We start from the raw sequence: 26,153 nt of genomic DNA on the forward strand, positions 1-26,153 counted from the left end.
TTGCGAAGCCCTCGACCCTGACCGAGGAATCACCCATGCGCGGCCAGGGCGACGAGCAAAGTTGAGCTCGGCGCACTCCTCGCGCTTTCCTGCCGTGGCGTCTGCGCCGACCTGTCGTCCGCGTTCGGGTTGCGGGCGTCGAGTAGGCCGCCTCGGGGCGCACGCGACAGTGTGACCCGTGCGCCGGCATTCGGTGCGGCATGCACGGATTATGCGTCGGATCGGCGCCCGTCGTGGTTGGTGTTCCGAATGTGGTGGAGTCGAGAGCCCACCGCGCGGACGAAGTCGATGGTCGAGACGGGTCGTCGTTCCGGGCCAACGAGGGCGGCGAGGTCTGCGGTCATCACGCCACTGTCGACGACCTCGACGACGGAGCGTTCCATCGTGTGGGCGAAGTCGTGAAGCCGTTCGTTGCCGTCCAGCGATGCGCGGTGGGCGAGGGCTCTGCTCCAGGCGTGGATGACGGCGATGGGGTTGGTCGAGGTGGCCTCGCCGCGTCGGTGTCGGCGGTAGTGGCGCGTCACGGTGCCGTGCGCGGCTTCGGTCAGGCAGGTTCGGCCGTCAGGGGTCAGGAGCACCGACGACATCAGGCCGGGCGAGCCGAACCCCTGCGCCACGACGTCGGAGTGCACGTCGCCGTCGTAGTTCTTGCAGGCCCACACGTAACCACCGGGCCACCGCAGGGCCGCGGCGACCATGTCGTCGATGAGGCGGTGCTCGTAGGTCAGGCCGCGCTCGGTGAATTCGGCGGCGAACTCGGTGCGGAACACGCGGGCGAAGACGTCGGTGAAGTGGCCGTCGTACGTCGCCAGCACGGTGTTCTTGGTCGTGAGGTACACCGGGTACGACACCACCAGCGCGTAGCGGAACGTCGCGCGAGCGAACTCCTCGATGGAGCGAGTCGTATTGTGTTGTCCCAGAACGACTCCGCCGCCGTCGGGCTCGGCGAACCTGGCCACCGTTCGCTCGACGGGGGCCGATCCGTCGTCGGGTGTGTACGTCAACGTCACGGTGCCGGGCCCGGGCACGGTGATCTCACCCGCCAGATATTGATCGCCGAACGCGTGCCGGGCGATGACGATCGGTTCGCGCCACCCCGGTACGAGTCGCGGAATCGATTCCATGATGATCGGAGATCGAAAGATGGTGCCGCCCAGCATCGTTCTCAGGGTCGCGTTCGGCGATCGCCAGCGCTCGGCGAGCCCGTACTCGTCGGCCTGCGCCACGGTGGGGGTGATCGTGGCGCACTTGACGCCCACACCGTGCTCGAGCACGGCGTGCCCCGCTGCGACCGTGACCCGGTCGTGGGTGCGATCACGCGAAGCCAGGGACAGGTCGTACCGGTCGATCTCGATCTCGAGGAACGGATGCACGAGCTCGGTGGTGACCATCTGCCACATCACCGCCGCCATCTCGTCCCCGCACAGTTCGGCGACGGCACCGGCGACGCGGATCCTGCTCATGTGTCCGCCCGAGTGCGGTTGCGCACGCGCGAGAATGCCGTGTACACCAGCACCGCGAGGAGGACGCCGTAGAGCGTCCAGGTGATCGGGCTGCCCACCAGCACGGAGGCGTCGCCACCGCTGGACATCATCGCGTTACGCAGACTCGTCTCGGCCAGGGGACCCAGGACGACGCCGATCATGACGGGAGCGAGGGGAAACCCGTAGCGACGCATGAGGAATCCTACGAACCCGATGCCGAACACGAGGAGCAGGTCGGTGACCGCTGCCGAGGTGGCGTACACGCCCAGTGCACAGAAGACGGTGATGCCGGCGTACAGGTACAGCCGCGGGATCAGCAGCAGCTTCGCCCACACGGGTGCGAACGGCAGGTTGAGAATCAGCAGCATCAGCAGTCCGACGAACAGCGACGCGAGTAGGGCCCAGACCAGATCGGCGTTGCGCTCGAACAGCAACGGGCCGGGTTGGAGGCCGTACTGCTGGAACGCGGCCAGCATGATCGCCGCGGTCGCGGACGTGGGCAGTCCCATGGCGAGCAGTGCTCCCATCGCGGTCCCCGAGGTCGCGTTGCCGGCGGCTTCGGGGCCGGCCACGCCGCGGATCGCGCCGTGGCCGAACTGGGGGTCTTTCCTTCTGCGGTCGAGACGCCGCTCCGCGCTGTAGGCCATGAAGGTCGGTACCTCGGCGCCGCCGACGGGGATGACCCCGAACGGGACGCCGAAGCCGGTGCCACGCAGCCACGCTGGGATTGCCTCGCGGAATTCCCGTCGCGAGAGATAGGGGCGTCCGGTCACGCCGCCCATCTCCTGGACACGGGTGCGGTGGATACGCGATGCGACGTAGAAGACCTCGCCGAGGGCGAGCACACCGACGGTGATGACGATGATGCTGACCCCGTCGAACAGTTCGGGAACACCGAGCGTGAAGCGTTGGGTGCCCGTGATGCCGTCGATGCCGACGACGGCGAAGCTCAGCCCGATGAGCAGAGCCGCCAGTCCCTTCAGAACGGAGTCGGAGACGACGGACGCGACGGCCATGAACGCGAAGATCGCCAGAGCGAAGTACTCGGCGGGGCCGAAGTTGATGGCGAGGTCCGCGAGCGACGGGGCGAAGAACACCACGAGGGTGGTGGCGATGAGTCCACCGATGAAGGCGCCGATGGCCGAGGTGGCCAGAGCCTGGGGCGCGCGTCCCCGCTTCGCCATGCGATGTCCCTCGAACGAGGTGGCAATGGCCGTCGAACCGCCGGGGGTGTTCATCAGAATGCCCATGGTCGAGTCACCGAACAGGCCGCCGAAGTAGACGCCGGCGAACATGATGAATGCGCCGGTCGGGTCGAGGGAGAACGTGACCGGAAGGAGCAGGGCGACGGCCATGGCCGATCCGAGGCCCGGCAGGACGCCGACCGCGGTGCCGAGGAACGCTCCGACGAAGACCCAGAGCAGGTTCATCGGTGTCAGGGCCTGAGCGAAGCCGCCCAGGAGCAGATCGAGGCTGTCCATCACAGAAGTCCTTCCAGAATCCCGGCGGGCAGGTTCAAGCCGAGGCCGGCGGAGAAGAACGCCTGAACCCCGCAGGAGAAGACCAGGGCGATGCCGAGGTCCATGGTGGGCCGGGGGCTCCCCATGGCGTACGCGACACCCCAGAACAACACGGCGGCGGAGATGACCCAGCCGACGGGGACGAGCATCGCGGTGAAGAGCAGGAACGCGGCCAGAGTGATGCCCAGCGCACGCCAGTCGCTCTGCGTGCGGTGCCTCCCGCCCCGCGGCTGAACGATGTCGGGGTCGGGACTGTCGGGAGTGCGCAGCACCTGGACCGCGAGCAGAATCGCGAGGAGGTACGCGCAGACGGTGAGGATCACCGGGAAGAAGGCCGGTCCGGGGGTCGCAGCGCTGCCGGGCACCTCCATCGTGAGGATGCCGTGGGTCAGGTAGATCGCCAGTGCGAGAACGAGTCCTGCGACGACGAGTCCGCTTCGGCCGCGGCGGAAGCCGCCGGCTCTCGGGTGCTCGTCGAATCGCTCGTGACCGGGGGTGGTGACGTCAGTGGTCATGGGTGTCCGCCTTGACCGCGAGCACGGGCACATCGGCGCCGAGGAGAATGCGTTGGGCATTCGATCCGAGGAGCAATTTGCCGACGGCGGAGCGTCGACGGATGCCGACGACGATGGTCGTGGCGCCGATTTCCTCCGAGGTGTCGAGGAGCTCATCGGCCGCGTCGGGATCGTCCTTGCGGCGTCCGATCCAGCGCACCGTGCCGGCGTCGTCCCCCTCGCGGTGGGGCGGGTCGATACCGCGGTCGTCGCGGGTGGTGGGTGTGTCGAAGTCGAAGGCGACCACGGGTATGTCCTCGAGTTCGGCGAGTCGGATGCCGTGCTGCAGGGCTGCTCGGCCCTCGGTGGTATTGGAGTACGCCACGAGAACGCTCATGGGTGTCCTTTCGGAGGCGGGGATCGGGGTGGGTGGTCAGTAGCCGAGGTCGGCCCAGATGCCGTCGACGAACTCGGTTTCGGCCTCGAGTCCACGGGCGAATTCCTCACCGACGGCGAAGGTGTCGGTCCAGCGGTTGCGCTCGAGTGCATCTCGCCACTGCGAGGTGGCGACGAGTTCGGTGACGATGGCCTCGAGTTCGTCTCGCTGAGCGTCGGTGATGCCGGGGGGTGCGACGATGCCGCGCCAGTTGGTCAGCGTGACGTCGTAGCCGAGTTCGACGAGGGTGGGCAGGTCGATGCTGTCGACGGGGGCGGGTGCCGAGACGGCGAGGGCGCGCAGGTTGCCGGCCTCGATCTGATCGACGAAGTCCTCGTAGCCGCTGACGGAGGCCTTGATGGTGCCGGACAGCAAAGAGGTGGCGAGTTCGCCGCCGCCGGAGTACGCGATGTAGTTCACGGCGTTGGGGTCCATGCCGTTCTCGCGGGCCATGCGGCTGACGATCATCTGGTCCACGCTGCCCAGTGAGCCGCCTCCGAACGCGAAGTGCTGGGGGTCGGTGCGCCATGCGGTCATCAGGTCGTCGAGTGTCCAGATGGGGGAGTCGGCCGGGACGACGACGACGTCGTAGTCGTCGGCGAGGCGGGCGATGGGGGTGACATCCCCCAGATCGACGTCGGAGCCGTTGATGTTGATGGCGCCGAGCATCGTGATGCCCATGATCATCATGGTGGCGGATTCGCCTGTCATACCACTGAATTGACTGAGCCCGATGGTTCCGCCTGCGCCGGGGATGTTCACGACGGTGGTGTTGTTGACGATGCCTTCCGAGCGGAGCGCCTGCTGCGCCTCGCGGGCGGCGCCGTCCCAGCCGCCGCCCGCCGCTGCGGGGGCGATGAGCGTCAACTGCGCGCGGGCGTCGGCGCCCCCACCGCTGGACGCGGCATCACCGACACCGACGACCACGACGGCGGCGCAGGCAACGGCCGCGAGCGCGGCCGCCGCTTTACGGAGGGGGGACCACGGCGCCCTCGCCGTGCTGGGTCGGTCGGGGGAGCTCACCTGAGCGCACCTCACGTTTCTCTGGGGTCGTCACCGATCGGCGACGTGTTGCAGGCTATAACCTGTAACCCTGTGATGTCCAGCACAGGTGTGCCCAGAGGGCGGCGGCGCGCCGAGTGCGGTGGACGGTCGAGGTCAGTGCCCGGCGGGCGAATCGTAGTCGCCCAGAGCGACGATGGCGCGGCGTCCGAGGCTGCGACGGATGTGGTCGGTCATCGCTTGCTGCGCCGCTGCCGCGTCGCCGGCGGCGACGGCGTCGCTGATCGCCTGGTGCTCGGTGGCGACCCGCGCGTGATCGCGTGTGCTGTCGCCGCTGTGGCGCAGCCCGATCAATCGGTAGCGATCGGCTTTGTCCCAGAGTCGCTCGAGGATGTCGATCAACACCGGATTCCCCGAGGCCCGGTACACCGCCCGGTGGAACTCGCGGTGGCGGAGAAGGGCGTCGAGATCGCCGGCGTCGGTGATCGGTTCCAGGCGGCTGAGCGCGAACTCGATGGCCGCGACGTCGGCGGTCGTGCGATGCTGGGCGGCCAGCGCCGTCGCGAGGGGGTCGAGGCTCTCGCGTACCTGATAGAGGTGGCGTGCTTCGTCGGCGGACACCGGTGTGACCCGTGCGTCGCGGTGGGGTTCGAGCTCGATCATTCCCTCGGCCGCCAAGCGTCGTACTGCTTCACGTAGGGGGGTGGTGCTGACACCGAGTTCCGTCGCCAGCCGCGCTTGCCCGATCACCGATCCTGCCGCGAGCTCCCCGGTCAGGATCCGTGTGCGCAGTTGCTCGTAGACGTAGTCGTTCTTGGTGAAGGTTGCCTGAGATGCAGCCATCTGCGGAACTCCTCGGTCTCGGGGCGCACGCACAGGTCGCAGCCAAGCGCATCGTACCCCGCTGGCGCAGGCTATAGGTTATAACCTAACCTGGCGCTATGACGACGAACGATGTAGTGGGCGACCCGGGAGCAGGTGCTCTGCGCACGATCGACGTCGAGGCCGCTGTCGGCTCGCGGGTTCACCGCCGGTGGCCGGTCGTGCTACGCCTGCTGGCGGAGAACGTCCTTCGGACGGCGTCCCCCGACGTGCGCGACGAGGCGATCGCCGCTCTCTGCAGGTGGTTGGACGGCCGGTCGAGCACGGCCGAGATCCCGTTCATGCCGGGCCGATTGATGATGCACGACACCACGAGCACACCCGCGCTGGTCGACATCGCCGCGATGCGTGACGTCGTCGCCTCGCGCGGTGGCGATCCGACGTCACTGTCCCCGGTGTTGCCGGTGGAGATCTCGGTCGATCACTCACTAGCGGTGGAGGCGTTCGCGCAGCGCGGTGCGTCCGAGATCAACCTGCGTCACGACATGCGCCGTAACGCCGAGCGCTACCGCTTCCTCGCCTGGGCCGAGCGCGCGATGGACACCGTCCACGTGAACCGTCCGGGCACCGGCATCATGCACACCATCAATCTCGAACAGCTCGCCACCGTCGTGACGACCGAGACCCGCGACGGCACCCGATGGGCCGTGCCGGACATGATGCTCGGCACCGACAGCCACACCCCGATGGTCAACGGTCTCGGGGTGCTCGCCTGGGGGATCGGCGGTCTCGAAGCGCAGTCCGTCATGTTCGGACTGCCCACGACACTGCGGATTCCGGATGTGGTGGGGGTTCGGTTGATCGGAACGCTCGGACCGGGTGTCACGGGAACGGATCTGGCGCTCACGGTCACCCACCGGCTCCGCGAGGTGGGCGTCACCGGCGAGTTCGTGGAGTTCTTCGGCCCCGGGGTGTCCACGCTCGGCGTCGGGACACGTTCGGTGGTGGCGAACATGGCCCCGGAATACGGCGCCACCACCGGGTACTTCCCGATCGATCATCAGGTGCTGCGCTATCTGGCCGACACCGGCCGCACCCCGTCGCACTGCGAATTCGTCGAAGCCGCGGCGCGGCAGATGGGCCTTTGGTTCGACCCCGACGCCACACCCGAGTACACCCGCCAGATCACCGTCGACCTCGGCGCCGTCGAGACCTCGGTCGCCGGACCGCGCCGCCCCCAGGACCTGATGCCCTTGTCCGCGGTGGCCACGACGGTCCGTTCGTCCGGCAGCGGCCGCGGTGAGCGGTCGTACCCGATCGCGATCGCCTCCATCACCAGTTGCACCAACACCTCCGACCCCCGACTCCTCGTCGCCGCGGGTCTGCTGGCCCGCCGCGCCCGCGAGCGCGGACTGACGGTGCCGCCGCAGGTCAAGACGTCGCTGGCGCCGGGATCACCGGCCGCGGCGAGCCTGTTGCAGCGCGCCGAGCTGGTCGACGACCTGTCCGCGGTGGGGTTCGACATCGTCGGCTTCGGCTGCGCCACCTGCATCGGCAACTCGGGTGAACTGACGCAACCCATGCGTGAGGCGGCCGCCGAGGGAACGCGCACCCCGATCGCCGTGCTGTCGGGCAACCGCAACTTCCCCGGCCGCGTGCATCCCGATCTCGAACTGGGACTGCTCATGTCGCCGCCCCTGGTGATCGCCTACGCCCTGGCCGGAGACGCATCGATCGATCTCACCACCGAACCGCTCGGCACCGACTCCGACGGCAGGCGCGTTGCGCTGCAGGAGTTGTGGCCGAGCGACGAGGACATCGACCAGGCGCTCTTCCTCGCCCGCGAGCCCCGCAGCGTCGTCGACGACTTCGCTGCCGCTTCGGCGCACCCGGAATGGGATGCGATCGACGCCCCCACCGGACCGTTGTTCCCCTGGGACGCCGCCTCCACCGCTCTGCGGCCCTCGCCGTTCGCGCAACCCGAGTTCGCACGGAGCGCGTGGGGGAGCTTCTCGGCGCACCCGCTGCTCGTGGTGGGTGACGACGTCACCACGGACCACATCTCCCCGGCGGGCGCCATCCCGCGAGACAGTGTCGCTGCGGACTACCTCGTCGGTCGCGGCGTTCCCCGCGGTGACCTGAACGTGTTCGCTTCTCGCCGAGGCAATTGGGAGTTGATGCTGCGCGGCGCTTTCCACAACCGGAACGTGCGCAACCGTCTGGCTCCCGACGCCTCGACAGCCCACACGGTGCACGCGCCGACGGGTGAGGTGGTGCCGCTGATGGTGGCGGCGCAGCGCTACGCCGAGACCGGGGACTCCGTCGTGATCGTCGCGGGGGAGCGATACGGCATGGGGTCCTCCCGCGATTGGGCCGCCAAGGTCGTTCGCCTGCTGGGAGTCAGAGCCGTCCTCGCTCGCAGCTTCGAGCGCATCCACCGCACCAACCTCATCGGTGTGGGAGTGCTGCCCATCGTGGTCTCGGGTGACCTCGCGGACGCACTCGACGGCTGCACGGCCGAGGACCGAATCGGCGTCGAGGTGACCCCCGAGGACCTCTCGAGGCGCGTCGCGACCGTCACCGTGCGGCGACGCGACGGTGGTGCGATCACCCGGCAGGCCGACCTCGCGGTGGAGACCACCCGCGACGAGAGCCTGCTCGCGTGCGGCGGGGTGATTCCGTTCGTTCTCGGTGCCGAGAACTAGCGTCGCCCGAACGATCGGGACACGAGGCGCCGCCGGGCCCTCGTCGACCGCGCACCGACGACCGACAACCGGGGCTCCGACCATCGTCAGTGCAGTCGATGCAGTGACCACACGGACTGCAGTAATGCGACTACAGTCGGCGGGGTGAGACCGGTGAAGTTCGACAGTTGCGGCCCGACCGAATGCGGCATGAGCAAATTCCTGAGCCTGCTCGACGGGCCGTGGGCCACGCTGATCGTGCGTGAACTGCTCGCCGGTCCTCGCCGTTTCGGTGAACTGTGCGACCAGCTCGACGGCATCAGTGCCCACACCCTGACCAACCGTCTGCGCCGCTTCGAATCGCACGGTCTCCTCACGCGGACGGTGTACGCGGAGATTCCCCCGAGGGTGGTCTACGAACTGACCGAGGCGGGCTATGCACTCCGTCCGGTGCTCGATGCGATGAACACCTGGGGGAGTTCGATGATCGAGTCGTCGAGTCGACCCGAATGAGCGGCCGTCGGCCGTCGTCGGTCTCACGTCGAGCCCGCCCGACGACGTTGAGACCGAGGCTTTCATGACTGACATGTTCGTCGTGCCACGCGGTGCCGCCGGCGAGCGCGGTGCTGCGTTGATGACCACGACCGGGGCGCCGATGGCGCGCCGGGCGGTCGATGCCCTCGACCCCGGCAGCGCCGAGACCGTTCTCGAGATCGGGTTCGGCCCCGGGGTGGCGATGACGCTGCTCGCCGCAGCCGTGCCCGACGGTCTGGTGGTCGGTGTCGACCCGTCCGACCTGATGCACCGGTGGGCCGGTCGCCGCAACGCCGAGGCGGTGCGGGCCGGCCGCGTCTCGCTGCTCCCCGGGTCCGCCGGAGCACTCCCGCTGTCGTCCGGCTCGGTCGACGCAGCGCTGGCGATCGACAATCTGCACTTCTGGCCCGATCCCGCGGCCGGGGTGGCGGAGTTGCGGCGGGTGGTGCGGCGCACCGGGCGGGTCGTCATCGCCTTCACACCCCCCTCGGGCGGACCTCCGCCCGGGTGGAGGGCGTTGTTCCTCGACGGCGGCTTCCCCGGTGTCGAGGTTCGTCGCGTCCAGGAGGGCATGATTCTGCGTGCCCGCGCCGCGGTGCCGGAATCCGATCTCTGACCCCGGACACCGCGGCTCGTGTCGGGTCAGGACTGCGGACGCTCGACGTTCATCTCCGCGAGCCACTGCCGCACGCTGCGGGTGTCGATCCCGAGGAGCTTCTGGGCGGAGCGATCCTCGGGGATGCTCTCACCGGGTTGCGTTGCCCGCCAGTGATAGGACTCCACGACCGGGGTCACCGCGTCGGCGCCGAAGAGCGGTTCGATCAGGGTTCCGTAGTCGTCGGGTGAGACGGCGTCGAAGCGCACATCTCGTCCGAGGTAGGCGGTGAACTCCTCGGCCAGGTCGGCGCCGAGCAGCGCCGGCAGTGCTCCCACCGAGACGATTCTGTCGACGGCGGTGTCGGTCAGCAGGCGCGCGGCGACATCGGCGATGTCGAGGTGCGAGCTCCACGAGATCGCATAGTCGTCGCGGATCGGGTACCGCAGCACGCCTTCGCTCAGAACCGGTCCGATGGAGACGGGGAGCAGCAGGTTCTCGAGGAACACCCGCGGTTCGATCACGGCGTGCGAGACGGTCCCGGCGCGCAACGCCGCGGCGAGGACCTCCGGTGCCGACGACGGGGTCTCGAGATCGGTCAGGGCGTAACCGCTGGTGGAGAACACCACCCGCGCCGGGCGGGCAATCGACACCGCCTCGGCGATCGTGCGAGCGAACTGCATCTGCTGCTCGGGCGTGCCCAGCGGCAGGTGGACGAACACTCCGTCGGCGCCCTCGTATGCGGCGACGAGCGAGTCCACGGAGGAGTAGTCCACGGCCACTGCCGGTCCGTCGGCCGCGGTGGTGCTGCGGACGGCGGCGACGGCGTCGTGGCCCGCTGCGCGGAGGGCGGACAGTACGGGGGATCCTTGGGCGCCGGTGGCGCCGTGCACGATGAATGTCATGGCCGCCATTAAGGCACCGCAGGGGTCTGTTACATCAAGTGCAGCAACGCGATCACGGCACAGTGAGTTGCACCACAATGGGCAGGGTGATCATGGCGAGCACGGTCTGCGCACCGGTGATCGCGGACATCAGCCGATGATCGCCGCCCATCCGCCGAGCGAGGACGTACGCCGACGGTGCGGTGGGCAGCGCGGTGATGAGCACGACCGCGGTCAGCACCGCGCTGGTCGCCCCCAACGCAGATGCCACCGCGTACGCCATCACCGGGAGCGCCACCAGCTTCACCGCGGACGTCGCGACGAGGTCGGCGACGTCGCGCCAGCGCAAACCGAACGACAACGCGGCGCCGGCCGCCAGGGTGCCCGTGACCAGAGCCGGTTGCGACAGCAGGTCGATCGGCCGCGCCAGCACCTCCGGCAGTGCCGTGCCGGTCAGGCTCAACGTCAGTCCGATCGCGCAGGCGATGATCAACGGGTTGGACCACAGCGACCGCACCAGGGAGGGCCGGGGGCCGTCTCCGGGCATGCGCCCGAACCTGGTCAGCGCGCCCACCGACACGACGTTCACCAGCGGCACCATCACCGCCGACGCCACCGCGAACATCGCCACACCGGCGGTCCCGCCGAGTTCCTCGGCGAAGACCAGCCCGATGTAGGTGTTGAGCCGAACGCACCCCTGCACCATCGAGGTCAGCCGTGGGCCGTCCACCCGCAGCGGTGCGCGGACGACGAGCAGCACCGCGGACACCGCGAGAACGGGAGCGGTCAACCCGACGATCAACGGTAGCGGGTCGGTGCCGATCACCGGAGAGTTGGCGATCGCGTGCACGAACAGCGCGGGGGTGAAGACGTGGAAGCTCAGCCACTCGAGGCCACGCCAGAAGTCGTCGCTGTCGAGCACCCGGCGTCGAATCACGGCTCCGGCCAACAGGATCGCGACAATCGGAAGGACGGCGGAGGTGACCAGATGCATGCACAGCAGCGTGGTTCAACGCTCGTGTGCAGTTCAACCATGACACCGCGTACTCCCGTCCGAGCTCACCGATCGACGCCGACGACCGGCGCCGACCACCGTGGACGCCGTCGATGCGTGCACGGTGACAACGCCGGGTCGGCGCGGCGTGTTGCAATGCTCGAATGCATTTCAACCATGACAACATGACCGGTGCGCTGCTCGCAGCGGACCTGGTGAGCACCGCCGCGGACAATCGGTGGTCACCCGACGGTCTGCATCGGGCGCTGGCCGCCCACGACATCAGGCGCCCGACCGCCGACCCCTCCGCGGTCGAAGCATTGCGTCAGTGGACCGGGCGCCTCAGATCGGTGTTCGCGGCCGACTCCGCGCAGACGCGGTGCGAGGCGGTCAACGTCGTCCTGGCCGACGGCGCCGCGAACGTCTACCTGACCATGCACGACGACCTCAGGCCGCATCTGCACTTCGCCTCCGAGGAATCCGACCTCGTGGGACGGGTCCGAGCGGTGACCGCCGGGGGGCTGGCGCTGTTCACCGTGGAATCCGGCGGGACCCGACTCGGCCTGTGCCAGCGGGAGGGGTGTGAACGCGCCTACGTCGACACCAGCCGTAACGGCCGCCGGCGCTACTGCAGCACCCGGTGCGCCAACGGCGACGCCGTCCGACGACATCGCACCGCTGCCCGCTCGGCCGCCGCGCGTCGGCCGCGCAGCTGAGCGGTCGACGCTCCGCGCCCACGACGGCCGTGCGCGGGGAGGGCGACTCGGGGACCGAAGATCGACGGCCGTCCGCCGACGACGCAGCGCTGCACCGCATCCGAGCGCAGTCGGTCCGGCGGTCTACCGCGACGGCGACACCGGCGCCCGCCGCTCGATCCATCCGGCGACCAGCGGGAGAAACTCCTCGAGGGCATCGCGCGCCCGAGTGATGCCGGACGGCCCGCTCACCACCACGTCCATCACCAGGCCGCGGGTCGTCGCGACGATCAGCACCGCTCGCGCGCGTGCGGTGCCCGCGTCGGTGCCGATGCGCTCGAATTCCGCGGCGAGGGGCTCGACCCAGTCGTTCTCGACGTGCGACAGGAAGGCCCGGTTCGTGGTCGGGTCGCGCACCGCCAGCGCGATGGATTCGTAGAACGCGGCCCACACCGGCCGACGCGACGCATCGGCCATCCACTCGAACACCGTGCGCATTCGCAGCACGGCGTCCACCGTGTCCGAAGGTTCTGCGCCCTCCGGCAGCACCGCTCGGGTGTCGCGCTGCACCCGTTCGGCCAGACGAACGAGGATCGCGTGCTGCAGGGACGCCCGGTCACCGAAGTGATGCGTCAGGGTGTTGTGGGCAACGCCCAGAGCACCGGCGAGCGTGCGCAGGGACATCTTTTCGAACCCGCTCACCAGCACGTGATCGACTGCGGCGTCGAGAAGATCGGTATGACGATCGGTTCGATCGCGGACTACGTCCGACACGTGCCCTCCTCCGGACATGGAGCAGTCAGCGTCCCATCTCGTTGCACGACCATGCAACGAGCCGTTACTGTCTTGAACAGTCGTACAAGCGGCCCTGGGTGTCGCCGCGCTTATCCACCGACGAGGGGCCTCGACCATGCGTTCACGTACTCGCGCCACCATCCGCCTGACCGCCGCCGCGTCGGCGACGCTGGTGGCCGTTGCCCTCGGCGCGTCGCCCGCAGCGGCAGCACCCCTTCCTGCGTCGGTGCCCACCGACGCCGCAGCAGGTGAGCTGCTCTCGGTTCGACCGCTATCCTCCGAGCTGTGGGTACCGGGTGCGGCGCAGGCGGTGGCGCTCGAATACACCACCACCGATGCCTTCGGATCCCCGGCGACCAGCACCGGAACGGTGTTCCTCCCGCCCGGCACGGCACCGGCGGGAGGGTGGCCGGTGATCTCGTGGGCGCACGGCACGTCCGGCCTCGCCGACGCGTGCGCACCGTCCGTGTCGGGTCCGGCTGCGCCGCAACGCGATCTGCCGTACCTGGCGAACTGGATCGACAACGGCTACGCCATCGTCGCCAGTGACTACGCCGGGCTCGGCACCCCCGGACTCCACGCCTATCTCGACGGACGGACCACCGCCCACAACGTCGTGGACATGGTCGCGGCGGGCCGGAACTACACCTCCACGCTGCCGGCCGGCCAACAGCTGTCGTCGTCGTGGGCCGCCGTGGGCCAGTCCCAGGGAGGCGGCGCCGCCATATACACCGCGCGCTATGCCACCGAATTCGGCGGACCGGAACTCGATTATCGCGGCGCCGTCGGAACCGGAACACCGGCCTACATCGAACGGTTGCTCGAGATCGGGGGACCGGGCACCCCGCCCGTGCCCCTCACACCAGGGCTGACCGCGTACGTCTCCTACATCGTCGCCGCACTGCGGTACGCCCACCCCGAGCTCGGCATCGACACCATCCTCACGCCCACCGGCGCCGAGTACGCCGCCCTCGCCGAATCCGAATGCATTCTCGACTTCGAGGAGCAGCTCCGCGGGGTTTCGCTCGGAGACTTCTTCACCGCCCCGCTGACGAGCCTGCCGAACTTCCAGTCCACCGTGGCGCACTACATGGCCATGCCCGAGTCCGGTTTCGACAAGCCCTTTTTCATGGGCCACGGCGCGCTCGACACCGACGTGCCGTACCCGACGACGGCTCTCTATGCGGCGCGCCTGACAGAGAACGGCCAACCCGTCACCTTCAAGACCTACCCCGGCGACCACAGCGCGACCCTGACCGCGTCCCCGCCCGACGCACTGGCGTTCCTCGACCGGCTCTTCGGTCGGTGACCGGCCGGCAGAGCACGGACCGGGCTCGACTCCGCGTCCGATGAACCGCCGCCGCGAGGCGCGCAGTGCGCCGATACACAACCGCATCGCCGCACTGCGCGGCGAGCGGCGCATGACGCGGGCGCAGCTCGCCGAATTGGTCGAGGTCAACCCGCAAACCGTCGGCGCACTCGAACGCGGCGATCACTACCCCCGACTCGACATCGCGCTCCGGATCTGCGAAGCCTTCTCGTTACGCGTGGAAGACGTCTTTTCCCGCACCGAGTTCGATCCGCCTCCTCGGATGCACCGCCCCGTACTGTGACGCTCACCCGGCCTCGGCCGTACTCGATTCACCGCGCTCGTACCGCATGTGCGGTGAGTACCTGCCGGATCCGGCATCACCCCGGTGCACCTGCACACCGAAGGCCCCTGCAATCGGGACGGTGCAGCCATGGTCGACGGTGCCGTTCAAACACATCGTCGCTCGCGGCCTCGGTTCTACAACGGGCGGCATGTGCACGATCAATATCGACACCGATAATCGTTGCCGATAATAAAGATTATGACATGCTCGGGTCCCTGAGCTGCACGAATCGGCGCTAGCGGCTTGGCCAATCCTGGTTTGAGTAAACAATCCTGTAATGAGCAATACGCTCATGAACCCGGCCGTCGTCGGGCAGTGACCTAGCTCGATCGGTGTACTCCCTAGGCCGGGCATCTCACCAGCCCGATGGCCACCGCCGCCGCACAGACGCCGTCACCGGCCCCGAAACCCATCTCCGAATGGGCGGCGTGGGCGCGCAGCTGCGACACCCTCACCGCCGTCGTGCGGCCCGACGGTGACACCGCTGTCGACGGGGACACCGCCACCGTACCGATCGCCATCGCGCAGACGTGCAGCACCAGTCCGGGCAGGCCACCCCATGCAACCGCCACAGTCCCCTGCACGGCACTGAGGGTGGGTGAGAGTCAGCGACTACAGGGTAATCAGCAGCAGCCTGTGATCGGCGGCGGTGGTCACGACGGTCGACGCGGAGGAGCGCGCGCTGGATCGCCGCGTAGTTGGCGCCAGGACGTCAGTAGTCGTCATCGCCATAGCGCCCGGCCTCCCATTCGGCGGGGTCGAAATTGTCGCCTAGTTCGTGGTCCTCGATCTGGCGTGATGCAGTCGGTATCCCCGCCACCTCAAGTTCTGCGCCCCGCAGCTCCAGCTTGCAGACGTTGCACAGGAACGATCGCGCGTGAAAGAAGGTGGTGAAGAACGGCGCCGGCATCGATTCGCCGTCCGACACATCGAAGTCCATGGTGACGTCGACCTCGATCGCACCGATCAACCGGCCGCGATACCCGCAGGAGGGGCAGTCGTACTCAATGGGTAGTTGGTCGGAATCGAGAAGAATCGCCAGCCGTGGCGGGTCCACGGCTTCCAGCTCCTGCGCGCTCGATCGCCAGAGCTCGTCGTCGTCGAAGTGCTCGCGCAAACTGTCGATTCGCGTTTTCGCGTTCGCGAGAAGTCGATCGACCTGTTGCTGCGTTTCCGTTCGTTGCTTGTCCAGGAGTCCGGCGACCATCGACTTGTGTTGACCGTAGAACTGACTGGTGTCGTGGTCGAGGTGGTCGAGGAAAAAGTTCGACAGGAGCAGTGAATCGGAGAGGACGCGCCGCGCGAACCTCTCTTCGGACTCGCCGTCGGATCTCGGAATCATGCCCACGTGCGTGGAGCTGTTGCGGCAGTCGATCAGTTGCTGCTGGCGCTCGCTGGTGATCGGGAGCGGTCCGTGCATGAGAGCCACCCGATCCAGTGCGGAGCGGAGAGTGACCGTACGGAGGCCGGGAATCGCCAGGTGTGGGGCGGTCGCGAGGGCGATGAGCGCCTTGTCCTGTCTCGATTCGAGAGAGACGATCAACGTGGGGTTTTGTTGCCACAGTGTTGCTTTCGCCAGGAACTCGCACGCCATCGGTGCCGCTGCCGCAGCCCTCTGATATTGACCGTTCGACCAGGCGTCCAACGCTTCCGACATGCGATCGCCACCAGCGCGACGGAGGGCCTTGACCCCGGGTTCTACCTGCGCTTTCTCCAGCATCGACCCAGGCTAGCCGCCTGCGTTGTCGGATTAATGCGTATGACTCGCCCTAGCCGTCACATCGAGAAAAGGTGATCGCGCCGGAATGCGTTCGTGGCATCGGCGTGGAGCGTATCCGAATATGATAATCACTGCTGATAGTAGAGATCATGTCACTTCGACGCTAAACTCGAATCAGCCGTCACTTCGGAAAAGTACAAGGCGTATCGCTGTGACGAGTGCCCGAGGTGCCTATGCACGGCATAGATACCGATATGAGGTTGTTGCCCCATATCAATGGGGACGCAATTTGGCTAGTGCGCATTGGGGTTGGCGGCGGTGGGCACAGCGCGTAGGGAAACGAGGTAATCGTCGCCAGCCTGAGTTAGTTTCCAGTAAACAGCGTTGTCGCTAACCGTACGCTTTTTGCTGCCCGTGGTGATTAGGCGGAGGGCGCGGAGCTGGACTATGATGGCGCCCCACGATTTGTCGGAAATTGAAGCACTTCCATTAGCGTAAGGCTCGACCGACCAATTACCTTCGCGGTCGTTTTGAATGTCGATGTGCATGTGATTATCTAGTTTTTTACGAAGCGCCGGCTCGGGCGCCTCGTCAAGCATGAAAGGGCCAAGCACCTCAACGATCTCGTCCCATGTATAAGTCAGGTCGCCGTCTTCTGAATCCTGACCGTAATTTCCTATTCCTTTGTGTTTCAGATCAAGCGTGACAGTTTCCTGTCCGTGCGCGAAAGACTGATCCATCTTGGTAGGCGCAGCCGTAGAGAAAGTTTCGGCTTCCTTCTTCTCGTAGCCAGCTATCTTGGCAGTGAGTTCAGCGATCTCTGCTCGCGTTTCCGGGGTCATGGCATGATCCCCGCGGACCCATCCAGGCCGCGGGTTGTTCTTGATGAGGTGGATAAGACCCCGGGTGACCTTGGAGCCAAGATCTTCAGCGTTTTTCCAGTCCTTGGTCATTTTTTGTTGGACCTTAATCCGGAACGCCGCTAATTTCTCAATAGCTGCATCGCTGCGGTCGGTCTTGCCTACTGGTATAGCATCGGGTTCGGCCGGGACAAACCCCATCACGGGTATCCCAACTTTGACTGCGTGATCGTACTCTTTTTCGGTATAGCTGAGACCAGCTTCGGTCACAGATCCGTATCGGCCGCCAAGAATCACAAGGTAATAGTCGCTCTGTTCGATCACTTTTCTGATCAGAGTCCATTGGTCGGTATTGCCAGCAGGGAACAGCTCCATTCCAGCGGGCAGGCAATCCATCTCGAGCAGCGCTTGCATGACTTCTCGGCGTTCGTCGATGAGGTCAGTGAAAGTCGAGCTGACGAATACCTGGTAGCGCCGGTCCATAGCTCGATCATAGTCGGGCGCGAGCCGCTGAGGAGGGCATCGACAAGCGTTGTTTCGAAAGCCACTTCTGGCGCACGAATCCTAGTCCCCGGCGATAAATACCCGACAGGCTGTCCTGGCGAAGTCTATTCCGCCGGCCAGGCCTCTGCTGTCGTCAGGCCGGCTGCAACGCTGCTCAAGAATTGTGCAGTTTAGCGACGTCCCGACTAAGCGCATCACCTGTGGTAAGTCGTCGCTGCCCTCTCCAGAATTCTCTGTAGAGAAGGAGCCCGCGATGCGCTCTGAGAGCGTGAAGCCGCACCCTTTGATAGGGAAGAACTGGTCAGAATGAGTTCACGCGACTCCTGAGTCTCAGAAGAGGTTTTGGTACCCGCATCTAGGGCAGGCGGTGTACGCGTCAGCGTTGCTGCCGTCTTCCCACGCTGCAATGAACTCGCCGCCTGTCATCGACCTGTCGCACCTCACGCATTGACGCTGCGATGATGACTCTCGCGGCGACGGTTCACGTTCGACGAGGCGGGTGTTGTCCTCCAAAACGAACTCTACGTTGCAGGCGACGCACCCCCAACCCTGCAGTCCCCGCTGGCAGTAAGGGCAGTTATCGATTGCGGAGTAGTCGAAGTTGTCGTCAGCTACCTCGCCGGACCCAGTATTGTCCGGGCCACTTGACCTGCTGCCAATGCCTAGGAGCCTGTTCACGAAGGACATGGTTGCGATTCTACGCACGGCGTGAAGAGATATTCTTGACGAGGATGTCGAACGCGTCCGTGTAGGTAGCGAGCACCTCCGAGCTGGCGGCGCCAGCTCGGTAGGTGGTTCCTGGCGTCGCGCCCAGTGGGAACACCCTTTCCTTCACCTGCGGGCGGGTTGAGGCCGACCCGCGGCAGGATCAAGTAGCGCTCGACCGGCTCGGCTCGACGTCGCCCGGATCGCCGGAGGGCTCCGCGTTGCGGAACAGTAGGCCAGCGGGCACCACACGGGTGGGCTGGTCGTTTGGCGAGTGTTGAACCAGCGCAAACTCCCAGAGAGAAGCAATCACATCGCGACTGTTTTGTATCGCCACCCCCGACAAGCCAAGCTCGTTCGCGATGGCTTCCGGCTTCAGGCCGAGGGGTGAATTAGGATCAGTCGAACTCGGACTCGGCGCCTCGGGTTCCTCATCCGCCTGCCTTCGACGGTGCTCCTCGGCTAGTTGCTCGAGGCTCATGTCCAGGATGCGCGCGGCATTTTCCGGCACGGGTTGGTGCGCGTCCGTCGCTACCTTCGCGGCAAGCCGAGCCGAGGACTTGGCACTGCGCGCGTACCGCTCGGGCGGCAGTGCAATGATGCGATCCCTCAAGGTCATGACGTCGACCTCCCTCTGTATTCATTATGCGCTTGAAGAGTGCAGTTCGCTCGGCCGTCGCACGCTAGTGGGCATCGACCACGAGCCGGCTGTACTCACCGATGCCTACAAGCAGCGTTGGGTCACCCAGCGCTTTGGCGTCGTCGTACAGGCTTTCGAGCATCATCACCGCTATATCTACCGGCACTTCACCCGGCGCTGCCATGTCCTTGCCCTGGTGTAACGCAACGATCCAAGTGAACTTCTCCCAGCAACGATTCACAGCTGTGCTGTTTGTGTCCGCCTCACGTTGTTCGACGTCGGCGGTGTAGGTCTGTCTAAACTGCTTCTCACCTGCCGCAACCTGCAGGCGAACCCCCCTCAAGACGGTTTGGCTCGCCGCCCGTTGCGCGCGAAAAGCGACCGCGGCGGCGCTTACTGCCGCCAACCCGCCGATGATGACTGCGGCCGGCTGCGCCGCGATCCGCCAGAATTCCGTCGAGTACGGCACGGCGGCGGACCGCCCGATGATGCCGCCAACGATGAACAGGAGCGCCCCGATAAGACCGAGCACTAGGCGCGGGAACTCACTCCCATGGGTGTCTCCCTCGCCTGCGGGACAGTCCGACGTGTTTGGAGCCGGTCTGTCTGTGTGCCCCGCATCTGCCGCAGAGTCGGCGCGCGATGCCGAGGCTTCGCCCGGCCCGGCGGCGGCAGTGTCATGTGGTCCCACTGGCAGGAACTTACCGGCCCATCTTGGGCCTCGACTTTGATCGCTCGAAGCTTCCAAGCTGTAGCGCGTTCATGCATGGTCCTACGGCCCGGCGAAGGACCCTGACATCTCCGGTATCGCCGATTCTGAACTGCCCAGTGACCACTTGAGTGTGATTTGTGTCACATTTGGCCGCGCTGTCAGCCGACCCGAACTACGTCCTCATACAACTGCTTCGCAGTTGCGGCCGGCCTCGCGAATCGCGGGACAGGTTTCCGACGCGCACGTACACCCTGGAGGGTTTCATGTCTGCAAGATCGACGATCGAGCTGAACGAACGGTTAGAAGCACTACTTAGTAAGGCTCAAATGACCGGGTCTCGCACTCGATCCGGGAAGTTCACTGTCGCAACATCAGCTTTGATCGAAGCGTTGTGGAGCCCGGCCATCGGAACGCTGCACAACATCTTGGAGTCCGGTCGCATCATCACGAGCGGTCCGGTCAACGCGGCCATGCGGATCGACTACCGCGACCTCGAGCTGATGCGCATTGACCACGACTCACGTGACGATCTGAGCGTAAGCATGGCTGTCGCAGCCCTCCCCGACTTCGTCACGAACGTGGTGGATGGCCGCAGATGGGATCGTAGTCAGTCCTCCCTCCTGACCTACTTCGTGAACGCATGCCTGCTTCGGAAAGTCCCTGTGGTGAACCAGTGGACTCGACCACACCGGGCGGCTCGACGACTGGTCGCTCGGGCCGACACCGACACAACGAATGTCCTGACAATCGAGATGTCGGACGTCCCGTACGCCCGCACAGCTGCGGAGCGACTGGTAGCCGAGGCGAGCCCCCAAGTCCCTACGTTGCTCGCAGCACTGCTGCGTGGTGAAACCACTTCGTCAGCGGCACGCGAGATGGGAATCAGTGCTGGATCCGCTCGCTCAATGCTGTTTCGTTTCCGGAAAGGCGTCGTGGTGCCTCTGGTGGCGGCGGGCGTCCTTGAGCCGATGCCGGGGACTGTAGTTGCCAACTTGCACTACTACACCGATGGTGATGACTACGCGCCGTATGCACCGTCAGCGTCCAGCTCATTGTCACCGACGCTGCGGGATTCGTTCGACGAACAGTACTGGGAACCGTCCGCCCCTGTTGACGTGAACGGAGATGTGGACGATGTCTTCTGATCATCAGGGGCGACCAGAGTCGCACCTCTACCGGTGGTACATCCACCCGCTCACATCGCTTATCGTGCTGGCCGCCCTCAGTTTGGTGATCGCAGCGGCTCTCGGCCGCGATGTCGGAACGCTGGCGTTCTTCGGCATGCTTGACTTCCTCCGCGGGTGCATCGAACAGATTGGCGAAGGCGGAAGCCGCAGCTCGGGGGACCCCGAGTTGGATGAGGGATGAGGAACGGAAGTTAAGCCGGGAAGGCGCCGTACACCTCGATGGAAACCAACCGCGCCTTTAGATGCGCAGTGGCCTCTGCCGGATTTGGCTGACCCGGCAGCGGCGTGGCGAGACGCTGAACTCGCCCCCGGTTCGGCCATCCGGGATCGCAAACGCCGCTACGTGGGCGCCAGACCGCGTCTTTATCGTGCGGCTGAGGCACGAGCCGGGCCGGATCGCGACTACGGACGTTACGATGTGCTCGTTCGACCGTAGATGAGGGTCACGGTCGAGCGTCCCCCACCAGCGCGTGCGCCGGTGTCGGCGCGGTACGTCCGCCCGAGGCCAGGTGGCCTGTGCGCTGGATCGACGCTCCCGAGGGACCCTCGTGTTCACTCTCGTCTCCACCGCCACGCACCATCACTTGGCTCCCGTCCGTCCGACCGCGGTCGTGCTGTGACCCGCCGCAGGGACGGTGTCGTCGTCCGTGACCTCTACAGCCGCGACCGCGAGCTGATCGCCGTTCTGTTGGTGGTGCTGCTCATCGCCGTGGTGGTGGGTGTGGTGACGGTGTCCGCGGTGTGGGGCTCGATGTTGGCCGGGACCGACCAAGCCGTCGGCTACAACCCCTTCGAGACGGTGTCGGGCCTGATCGGCGGTGATCTGATCTGGCCGACCGAGGCCACCGCGATCGCGGCGATCCTCGGTGCGCTCCTGGTTATCGGTACGGCGTTGGCCGGTGCTGCGGTCGCCCGCCGCCGCGGCGCGGCGCGTGATTGCCGCTCACCCGAGGGGTTGGCGAATCGGCGTGACCTGATCGCGGCGGGCATGACCGAGGACCGCGTGCGGCGCCGCGGTGCGGACAATCGCGCCCGCTACGCCCGCGCCGCGACCGGCGGCGACACCGTGAGCCCCCGCAAGGGGCGCGGCGGAGACGATCGGTCGGTACCGACCACGGTGTTCGGGGCGCACCTGGGCGACGAGCGCACTTCCGGTGTCGGGGTGTGGTGCTCGCACGAGGACTCGGTGCTGTTCGAGGGCGCCGCCCAGATGGGCAAGACGTCCCTGGTGGCGGTCCCGAACGCCCTGCCGGCGCCGGGGGCGTTGGTGCTGTCGAGCACCAAAGCCGAGATCGTCTACCTGACGTGGCTGCCACGGTCGAAGCGGGGAACGGTGTCGGTGTTCGACCCGGAGAACATCTCCCGCTGGCCGAACCGCATCAAGTTCTCCGCCGTCGCCGGATGCCAGGACCCCGATGTGGCGATTCGGCGGGCGGCGGCGTTGGTGTCGGCCCGCCCGATGGAGGGAACGACCGGGGCGGATTTCTTCGAGGGTCGCGCCAAGACGATGCTGCGGTGCTACCTGCACGCCGCCGCGATCGCCGATCTCGGGTTGACGGCGGTGGCGCGGTGGTGCTCGTCGAAGGCCCCGGAGGAAGCGCTGCGGATCCTCGGTGAGCACCGGCCCGATTGGGCGGAAGCGCTGAGTGGCATTCTCGATTCCCGCGCCGACAAGACCACCGACACCATCGTCCAGGTGCTCTCGTCGATCATGGAGCCACTGGCCTCCCCCGCCTTGCTTGCGGCGGTGGACTGCCCGGCCGAGGAGTCGTTCGACGTCGCGGAGTTCGTGGCTACCAACACCGGCACGCTGTATCTGCTCTCCGAGGGCGACAACGAGTCCGTCGCCCCGTTCGTGGCGCTGCTGGCCGCGGAAGTGTTCAAGGTTGCCTCCGACTACTCGCAGACCTTGCCCGCCCGGCGGCTGGACCCGCCGCTGAAGATGATTCTCGACGAGGTCAACAACGTCGCCCCGATCCCGGAGCTGCCGGAGAAGATGAGCGATTCCGGTGGCCGCGGGATCTCGTTGTGGTGCTTCACCCACAACCGGTCGCAGACCGAGAAGCGCTGGGGTCGAGAGGGTGCCGCGCTGTTCGTCGGGTCGGCGAACAGCCGGGTGGTGTTGCCCGGGCTGCTCGACACCGCCGCGCTGCGGGAGATCTCGACGCTGATCGGGCAGCGGGAAGAGCTGGTGCTGGGCGCCCCCGACGCTCGCCGTGGTCAGCCCGTCGGTGCGCAGCGGCAGGGGTCGCTGGTGGTGCGGCCGATCATGACCGAGAGCGCAATCCGGGAGCTTCCCGACAAGACCGCGGTGGTGATCCGACGCAACTGCAAAGCGGTGATGATCTCGATGCTCGGGTACTACGAAGATCCCGAGATCGCCGAGACGGTCGCCGAATCCGAGCGGTGGGCGCTGCGCAGCGTCGCAGCCGGCCGCGTCCTCACTCCCGACACCGCCGCGGCGATCGAAGCGCCGACCACCGACCTGCACGCGGCCGGAGCACACTAGGAGGCGATGCACCTGTGAGCGAGTACGACGACCCCTGACGACGGGCCGGGCGTCGAGGACAACCCAGCGGTGTCCTATCGGTGGGCTGACCTCGACGCAGACGCAGCAAACGCGCTGTAGGCCCGGGTGTCGGTGTGGGTGTGGAGTGGTTCCGCCGCCGGTACCCGTTCCCGCCGGATCTGGCGATCCCGCCGTGCTGGTTCCTCCACAGTATCGCCGTCGAGGAGTTGACGGCACTGATGGTCGCCTACGACGCTGCGTACGACCAGCCCGAGCCGGGATCGGACCTGGCGGCGTGGCACGTGATGTGGTGCCACCCGACGCTCGCCCGCCTCGGTGACCTCGCCCGGTGGGACGAGTGCTCCCACACCACTGTCGACGGCTGCGCGTACGTCACGGCGACGGTCGTCGAGGACGTCGAGGGTCTCGTCGGCGTCGTCTACGACGACGTTCTTGGCCGCGATCCGGCACCCGACTAGATCATCGACACCAGCCCACAAGCCCGGTCTGACATAGAAGAGCCGGGTTCGTGAGATGCGCTGACGGCGTTCTGACCGAAATCGGGGGTGAACGCGGGTCAAAAACGGACGTAGTCGTTGTACTCGAAGCAATAGACGAGGACGGCGAGACCGACGAAGTCGTTGGCCTCGGTCCGTGTGTATCCGCCGGTTCGTTGTGCGATCTCGGATGCGGCCAGGATGGCGTTGGCTGGGTCGGGCGAGTTGGCGATTGTTCGGCACGTCGTCTTTGCAGTTGATACCGCCTGCGCTGGAGACGAGTAGTCGACGCCAAGGCTGGTGAGCGTCGAGACGAACAGTGCGTCGGTCGACGGTGCGGCGGCTGTCGTACTGCGCGTCGACGAGGGCGAAACTGTTCGAACAGGTGCCGTGGGCGGGGACGTTGGAGCTGACGAGGTCAACGAGGAGGCTGGCGAGGTCGAAAACGTGGTTGTTGTGACTGGTTCGGCCGTCACCTCTTTGTCTCCCGTTGTCCGGATGAACGGGACCATGAGAGCGATGAGACCGGTTGCGGCCGTTCCGGCCGCAACCAGAATCCACCTCCGGCGGGGACGCGTCGGTGTCGATGGCGGACGCGTCTGGGTCGTCGTTGGCGCGTGCGTCGCCGATCGTGGGGCTGCCCCCGCCGAACTGGTGATGCCCGGTACGGCGTTGCGCCTGGACTTCGACCTCATCGAGGTGGGGGTCGGGCGCCGTTCCACTCTCTAGAAGGGCCGAATCCAGATCGGGGCTCGGCACCGCGTTCAGACCAGCGGCTCTTTGGTGCAGCTCGGGTACATAGATCCGAGCTTCAGCGAGTCCGTCCTCGGCCGAGACTCGCACAGTCAACGTTCGTTCCGAGACTTTCCCCGACCCGATGTCTGTCACGGCTAGCTCGAATTCGATCGATCCACTGTCGGCCCCATTCGGATACAGCACCACCGATCGCAATGCCGAGAAGCGCACCGAGAGGGTGCCCTTCAGCGGGGAATCGAATGCCTCGAAGATGAGGGTGATCACGTCGGCGGAGACGATCAAGCCACCGTCGACCGTCGAGTACCACTGCTCACTGTCGCCGCTAACGCCTGCCATGCGGGGGTCCTTACTCGACTGGCCGACAGTGGTCGCCCAATGGCACCCCAATACCCTGGTTTCGCATCCGCACAAAGGGGCGTTACAGCAATCCGGATAGCTGTTCGAACGCCCGTGTGCGCGCAGCGCCGCTCATAATTCGAGTTCGTTGCCACCTCGCTCTCGCTGCGCGTGCTGCACCGCCTGCCGTTGCTGCTGACGTTGGAGCTGCTCGGCCTGCGCCGCGATGTGGGCGACGTCGCGGTCCCGGTCCCCGTCCCCGTCCCGCACCTCTGCGCCCCGTTCCGGCGCCGCAGCCTCCCGGACCCGCTGCTCGGCCTGGGCGGTGGGCTCGTCGAGGTTGGAGCGGCGCTGCACTTCGGCACTGATCCCGCGGGTGCGATTGGCGACGACGCCGCGTTCGGTACAGACGAGCTCGAACGCGCGGTCCGCCCGCCGTACGGTCGCGGCGTCTCGGCAAGCGGCCGCCTCGATGCGGTCATCGATCGTCTGTGCCGAGCGCTGCGCCGCGGCGACGATGGCATCCCGCTGAGCGCGCGGCGGTGCGGCGGCGGCGCGCCGAAGCTGTTCCTCGGCCTCGAAACGGGCGGCGATGAGTCGGTCCCGCTCGGCGGTGTGCGCGGCGATCCGTCCACGGGCGTCCGCTTTCGCCGCGTCGGCGAACCGGCCTGCGGAGGCGAGGTCGCCGGTCGCGGCGTCCAGGGCGCGGACGGTGTCGGTGAACTTGGCGTTGAGTTGCTCTTTGCGTGCTCGGGCGCGGGGAGTTCAGCGACGGCGGCGGCCGGGGCGGCGAGACGCTGGTGTTCGTCGCGGATCGCGGCGACGGACCGGCCGGTGATGGCGGCGGCTTTCCCGGTGCGGGCGAGTCGGGCTTGCTGGTCGAGGGTGGCGCGGTGCCGTGCTGCTGCGGATGCGGCGGCGTCGAGTTCGTCGCGGGTGAGCATGCGCACGGGGTCGGCCGTCACGTCGACGACGACCCGGGGGTCGATCCGGCGGTCGGCGGCGACGTCGCGTCGGACAGGCGCCACGTCGGTAACACGGGAGGCCGCGTCGCGGTCTCGAACCGCAGGGAGGTCGAGGTAGTCGCGTAGCTCGTCGGTGTACTCCGCGAGCTCGGGGTCGGCGACGCGGCC

General features: G+C 66.8%; 27 protein-coding genes. 11 read left to right on the forward strand and 16 right to left on the reverse strand.

Going from position 1 to position 26,153, the window contains the following annotated elements; all coding sequences use genetic code 11:
- Window positions 1–209: 209 nt before the first annotated feature.
- From BMZ18_RS02715 to BMZ18_RS02740, 6 genes are all read right to left on the reverse strand, one after another.
- Complete coding sequence (locus BMZ18_RS02715; RefSeq protein ID WP_068363631.1) at window positions 210–1,463, reverse strand: NADP-dependent isocitrate dehydrogenase; 1,254 nt, start codon at window positions 1,461–1,463, stop codon at window positions 210–212.
- Entirely contained in the window at window positions 1,460–2,965 is a 1,506-nt protein-coding gene (locus BMZ18_RS02720; protein WP_068363634.1) for a tripartite tricarboxylate transporter permease, read from the reverse strand. The genes BMZ18_RS02715 and BMZ18_RS02720 overlap by 4 nt, the downstream gene beginning before the upstream one ends.
- Window positions 2,965–3,519: a tripartite tricarboxylate transporter TctB family protein gene (locus tag BMZ18_RS02725; RefSeq protein WP_068363637.1), complete on the reverse strand. Its 555-nt coding sequence runs from the start codon at window positions 3,517–3,519 to the stop codon at window positions 2,965–2,967. The genes BMZ18_RS02720 and BMZ18_RS02725 overlap by 1 nt, the downstream gene beginning before the upstream one ends.
- Entirely contained in the window at window positions 3,509–3,895 is a 387-nt protein-coding gene (locus BMZ18_RS02730; RefSeq protein ID WP_068363640.1) for a universal stress protein, read from the reverse strand. Before BMZ18_RS02730 ends, BMZ18_RS02725 begins: the two co-directional genes overlap by 11 nt.
- 36 nt (window positions 3,896–3,931) lie before the next feature.
- Window positions 3,932–4,957, reverse strand: coding sequence for a tripartite tricarboxylate transporter substrate binding protein (locus tag BMZ18_RS02735; RefSeq protein ID WP_068363643.1), 1,026 nt, complete (start codon window positions 4,955–4,957; stop codon window positions 3,932–3,934).
- A gap of 135 nt (window positions 4,958–5,092) precedes the next feature.
- Complete coding sequence (locus tag BMZ18_RS02740; RefSeq protein ID WP_068363645.1) at window positions 5,093–5,779, reverse strand: GntR family transcriptional regulator; 687 nt, start codon at window positions 5,777–5,779, stop codon at window positions 5,093–5,095.
- A 98-nt stretch (window positions 5,780–5,877) separates the two neighbouring features.
- Here BMZ18_RS02740 and acnA point away from each other — a divergent pair, with 98 nt between their 5' ends.
- From acnA to BMZ18_RS02755, 3 genes are all read left to right on the forward strand, one after another.
- Window positions 5,878–8,463, forward strand: a complete 2,586-nt coding sequence (acnA, locus tag BMZ18_RS02745) for an aconitate hydratase AcnA (protein WP_068363647.1) — start codon at window positions 5,878–5,880, stop codon at window positions 8,461–8,463.
- 189 nt (window positions 8,464–8,652) lie between these two features.
- Window positions 8,653–8,955 carry a winged helix-turn-helix transcriptional regulator gene (locus tag BMZ18_RS02750; protein ID WP_068363649.1) on the forward strand — a complete coding sequence of 101 codons (303 nt, stop codon included), beginning with the start codon at window positions 8,653–8,655 and terminating at the stop codon, window positions 8,953–8,955.
- Window positions 8,956–9,019: 64 nt separating this feature from the next.
- Window positions 9,020–9,592, forward strand: coding sequence for a class I SAM-dependent methyltransferase (locus BMZ18_RS02755; protein WP_082895048.1), 573 nt, complete (start codon window positions 9,020–9,022; stop codon window positions 9,590–9,592).
- A 26-nt stretch (window positions 9,593–9,618) separates the two neighbouring features.
- Here BMZ18_RS02755 and BMZ18_RS02760 read toward each other — a convergent pair whose 3' ends face one another.
- Window positions 9,619–10,476, reverse strand: coding sequence for an SDR family oxidoreductase (locus BMZ18_RS02760; RefSeq protein ID WP_068363740.1), 858 nt, complete (start codon window positions 10,474–10,476; stop codon window positions 9,619–9,621).
- Window positions 10,477–10,528: 52 nt separating this feature from the next.
- Window positions 10,529–11,449 (reverse strand): AEC family transporter, encoded by a 921-nt coding sequence (locus tag BMZ18_RS02765; protein WP_068363654.1) that lies wholly within the window; start codon window positions 11,447–11,449, stop codon window positions 10,529–10,531.
- A gap of 164 nt (window positions 11,450–11,613) precedes the next feature.
- Here BMZ18_RS02765 and BMZ18_RS02770 point away from each other — a divergent pair, with 164 nt between their 5' ends.
- A complete protein-coding gene (locus BMZ18_RS02770) occupies window positions 11,614–12,165 on the forward strand; it encodes a CGNR zinc finger domain-containing protein (protein WP_068363657.1) in 552 nt (183 codons plus the stop codon).
- Between the two features lie 123 nt (window positions 12,166–12,288).
- Here the strand turns inward: BMZ18_RS02770 and BMZ18_RS02775 are convergent, their stop codons facing one another.
- A complete protein-coding gene (locus BMZ18_RS02775) occupies window positions 12,289–12,918 on the reverse strand; it encodes a TetR/AcrR family transcriptional regulator (protein ID WP_169817727.1) in 630 nt (209 codons plus the stop codon).
- A 136-nt stretch (window positions 12,919–13,054) separates the two neighbouring features.
- On the opposite strand from BMZ18_RS02775, the gene BMZ18_RS02780 reads away from it, so the two are divergent.
- Together BMZ18_RS02780 and BMZ18_RS02785 are read left to right on the forward strand one after the other, a co-directional pair.
- Entirely contained in the window at window positions 13,055–14,248 is a 1,194-nt protein-coding gene (locus BMZ18_RS02780; RefSeq protein ID WP_068363661.1) for an alpha/beta hydrolase family protein, read from the forward strand.
- A 40-nt stretch (window positions 14,249–14,288) separates the two neighbouring features.
- Entirely contained in the window at window positions 14,289–14,552 is a 264-nt protein-coding gene (locus tag BMZ18_RS02785) for a helix-turn-helix transcriptional regulator (protein ID WP_068363665.1), read from the forward strand.
- Window positions 14,553–14,935: 383 nt separating this feature from the next.
- Here the strand turns inward: BMZ18_RS02785 and BMZ18_RS19280 are convergent, their stop codons facing one another.
- From BMZ18_RS19280 to BMZ18_RS02800, 5 genes are all read right to left on the reverse strand, one after another.
- Window positions 14,936–15,178, reverse strand: a complete 243-nt coding sequence (locus tag BMZ18_RS19280; protein WP_139203795.1) for a hypothetical protein — start codon at window positions 15,176–15,178, stop codon at window positions 14,936–14,938.
- Window positions 15,179–15,306: 128 nt separating this feature from the next.
- Window positions 15,307–16,314 carry a hypothetical protein gene (locus tag BMZ18_RS02790; RefSeq protein ID WP_139203797.1) on the reverse strand — a complete coding sequence of 336 codons (1,008 nt, stop codon included), beginning with the start codon at window positions 16,312–16,314 and terminating at the stop codon, window positions 15,307–15,309.
- Window positions 16,315–16,607: 293 nt separating this feature from the next.
- Window positions 16,608–17,657 (reverse strand): DUF4062 domain-containing protein, encoded by a 1,050-nt coding sequence (locus tag BMZ18_RS02795; RefSeq protein ID WP_074921756.1) that lies wholly within the window; start codon window positions 17,655–17,657, stop codon window positions 16,608–16,610.
- A gap of 889 nt (window positions 17,658–18,546) precedes the next feature.
- Complete coding sequence (locus BMZ18_RS19285) at window positions 18,547–19,002, reverse strand: hypothetical protein (RefSeq protein ID WP_068363672.1); 456 nt, start codon at window positions 19,000–19,002, stop codon at window positions 18,547–18,549.
- A gap of 64 nt (window positions 19,003–19,066) precedes the next feature.
- On the reverse strand, window positions 19,067–19,555 hold the full coding sequence (locus BMZ18_RS02800; RefSeq protein WP_068363675.1) for a hypothetical protein: 489 nt from the start codon (window positions 19,553–19,555) through the stop codon (window positions 19,067–19,069).
- Between the two features lie 557 nt (window positions 19,556–20,112).
- Between BMZ18_RS02800 and BMZ18_RS19290 the strand changes: the two genes are divergently transcribed.
- From BMZ18_RS19290 to BMZ18_RS02815, 3 genes are all read left to right on the forward strand, one after another.
- Entirely contained in the window at window positions 20,113–20,880 is a 768-nt protein-coding gene (locus BMZ18_RS19290; RefSeq protein ID WP_139203799.1) for a hypothetical protein, read from the forward strand.
- Between the two features lie 658 nt (window positions 20,881–21,538).
- Window positions 21,539–23,431 (forward strand): type IV secretory system conjugative DNA transfer family protein, encoded by a 1,893-nt coding sequence (locus tag BMZ18_RS02810; protein WP_068363681.1) that lies wholly within the window; start codon window positions 21,539–21,541, stop codon window positions 23,429–23,431.
- Between the two features lie 134 nt (window positions 23,432–23,565).
- Complete coding sequence (locus BMZ18_RS02815; RefSeq protein WP_068363684.1) at window positions 23,566–23,910, forward strand: hypothetical protein; 345 nt, start codon at window positions 23,566–23,568, stop codon at window positions 23,908–23,910.
- Between the two features lie 98 nt (window positions 23,911–24,008).
- Here the strand turns inward: BMZ18_RS02815 and BMZ18_RS20285 are convergent, their stop codons facing one another.
- Window positions 24,009–24,248, reverse strand: a complete 240-nt coding sequence (locus tag BMZ18_RS20285) for a DUF732 domain-containing protein (RefSeq protein ID WP_371828479.1) — start codon at window positions 24,246–24,248, stop codon at window positions 24,009–24,011.
- On the opposite strand from BMZ18_RS20285, the gene BMZ18_RS20000 reads away from it, so the two are divergent.
- The gene (locus tag BMZ18_RS20000; protein ID WP_244516393.1) at window positions 24,229–24,657 is read left to right on the forward strand and encodes a hypothetical protein; all 429 of its coding nucleotides are present in this window, start codon (window positions 24,229–24,231) and stop codon (window positions 24,655–24,657) included. The two genes, BMZ18_RS20285 and BMZ18_RS20000, sit on opposite strands and share 20 nt — an antisense overlap.
- 495 nt (window positions 24,658–25,152) lie before the next feature.
- On the opposite strand, the gene BMZ18_RS02825 is transcribed toward BMZ18_RS20000, so the two are convergent.
- The gene (locus tag BMZ18_RS02825) at window positions 25,153–25,377 is read right to left on the reverse strand and encodes a hypothetical protein (protein ID WP_068363690.1); all 225 of its coding nucleotides are present in this window, start codon (window positions 25,375–25,377) and stop codon (window positions 25,153–25,155) included.
- Between the two features lie 389 nt (window positions 25,378–25,766).
- Here BMZ18_RS02825 and BMZ18_RS02830 point away from each other — a divergent pair, with 389 nt between their 5' ends.
- Window positions 25,767–26,111, forward strand: coding sequence for a hypothetical protein (locus tag BMZ18_RS02830; protein ID WP_068363693.1), 345 nt, complete (start codon window positions 25,767–25,769; stop codon window positions 26,109–26,111).
- The last annotated feature ends 42 nt before the right edge of the window (window positions 26,112–26,153 follow it).

The sequence above is a fragment of the Rhodococcoides kroppenstedtii genome, assembly GCF_900111805.1.
Taxonomy (GTDB): Bacteria; Actinomycetota; Actinomycetes; order Mycobacteriales; family Mycobacteriaceae; genus Rhodococcoides; species Rhodococcoides kroppenstedtii.

Bases quoted from the DNA above. Each gene is read 5' to 3' on its own strand.
- BMZ18_RS02715 (WP_068363631.1), bottom strand. From the start codon at position 1,463: ATGAGCAGGATCCGCGTCGCCGGTGCCGTCGCCGAACTGTGCGGGGAC.
- BMZ18_RS02720 (WP_068363634.1), bottom strand. From the start codon at position 2,965: ATGGACAGCCTCGATCTGCTCCTGGGCGGCTTCGCTCAGGCCCTGACA.
- BMZ18_RS02725 (WP_068363637.1), bottom strand. From the start codon at position 3,519: ATGACCACTGACGTCACCACCCCCGGTCACGAGCGATTCGACGAGCAC.
- BMZ18_RS02730 (WP_068363640.1), bottom strand. From the start codon at position 3,895: ATGAGCGTTCTCGTGGCGTACTCCAATACCACCGAGGGCCGAGCAGCC.
- BMZ18_RS02740 (WP_068363645.1), bottom strand. From the start codon at position 5,779: ATGGCTGCATCTCAGGCAACCTTCACCAAGAACGACTACGTCTACGAG.
- acnA (WP_068363647.1), top strand. From the start codon at position 5,878: ATGACGACGAACGATGTAGTGGGCGACCCGGGAGCAGGTGCTCTGCGC.
- BMZ18_RS02750 (WP_068363649.1), top strand. From the start codon at position 8,653: ATGAGCAAATTCCTGAGCCTGCTCGACGGGCCGTGGGCCACGCTGATC.
- BMZ18_RS02755 (WP_082895048.1), top strand. From the start codon at position 9,020: ATGACTGACATGTTCGTCGTGCCACGCGGTGCCGCCGGCGAGCGCGGT.
- BMZ18_RS02760 (WP_068363740.1), bottom strand. From the start codon at position 10,476: ATGACATTCATCGTGCACGGCGCCACCGGCGCCCAAGGATCCCCCGTA.
- BMZ18_RS02765 (WP_068363654.1), bottom strand. From the start codon at position 11,449: ATGCATCTGGTCACCTCCGCCGTCCTTCCGATTGTCGCGATCCTGTTG.
- BMZ18_RS02770 (WP_068363657.1), top strand. From the start codon at position 11,614: ATGCATTTCAACCATGACAACATGACCGGTGCGCTGCTCGCAGCGGAC.
- BMZ18_RS02780 (WP_068363661.1), top strand. From the start codon at position 13,055: ATGCGTTCACGTACTCGCGCCACCATCCGCCTGACCGCCGCCGCGTCG.
- BMZ18_RS02785 (WP_068363665.1), top strand. From the start codon at position 14,289: ATGAACCGCCGCCGCGAGGCGCGCAGTGCGCCGATACACAACCGCATC.
- BMZ18_RS02790 (WP_139203797.1), bottom strand. From the start codon at position 16,314: ATGCTGGAGAAAGCGCAGGTAGAACCCGGGGTCAAGGCCCTCCGTCGC.
- BMZ18_RS02795 (WP_074921756.1), bottom strand. From the start codon at position 17,657: ATGGACCGGCGCTACCAGGTATTCGTCAGCTCGACTTTCACTGACCTC.
- BMZ18_RS19285 (WP_068363672.1), bottom strand. From the start codon at position 19,002: ATGACCTTGAGGGATCGCATCATTGCACTGCCGCCCGAGCGGTACGCG.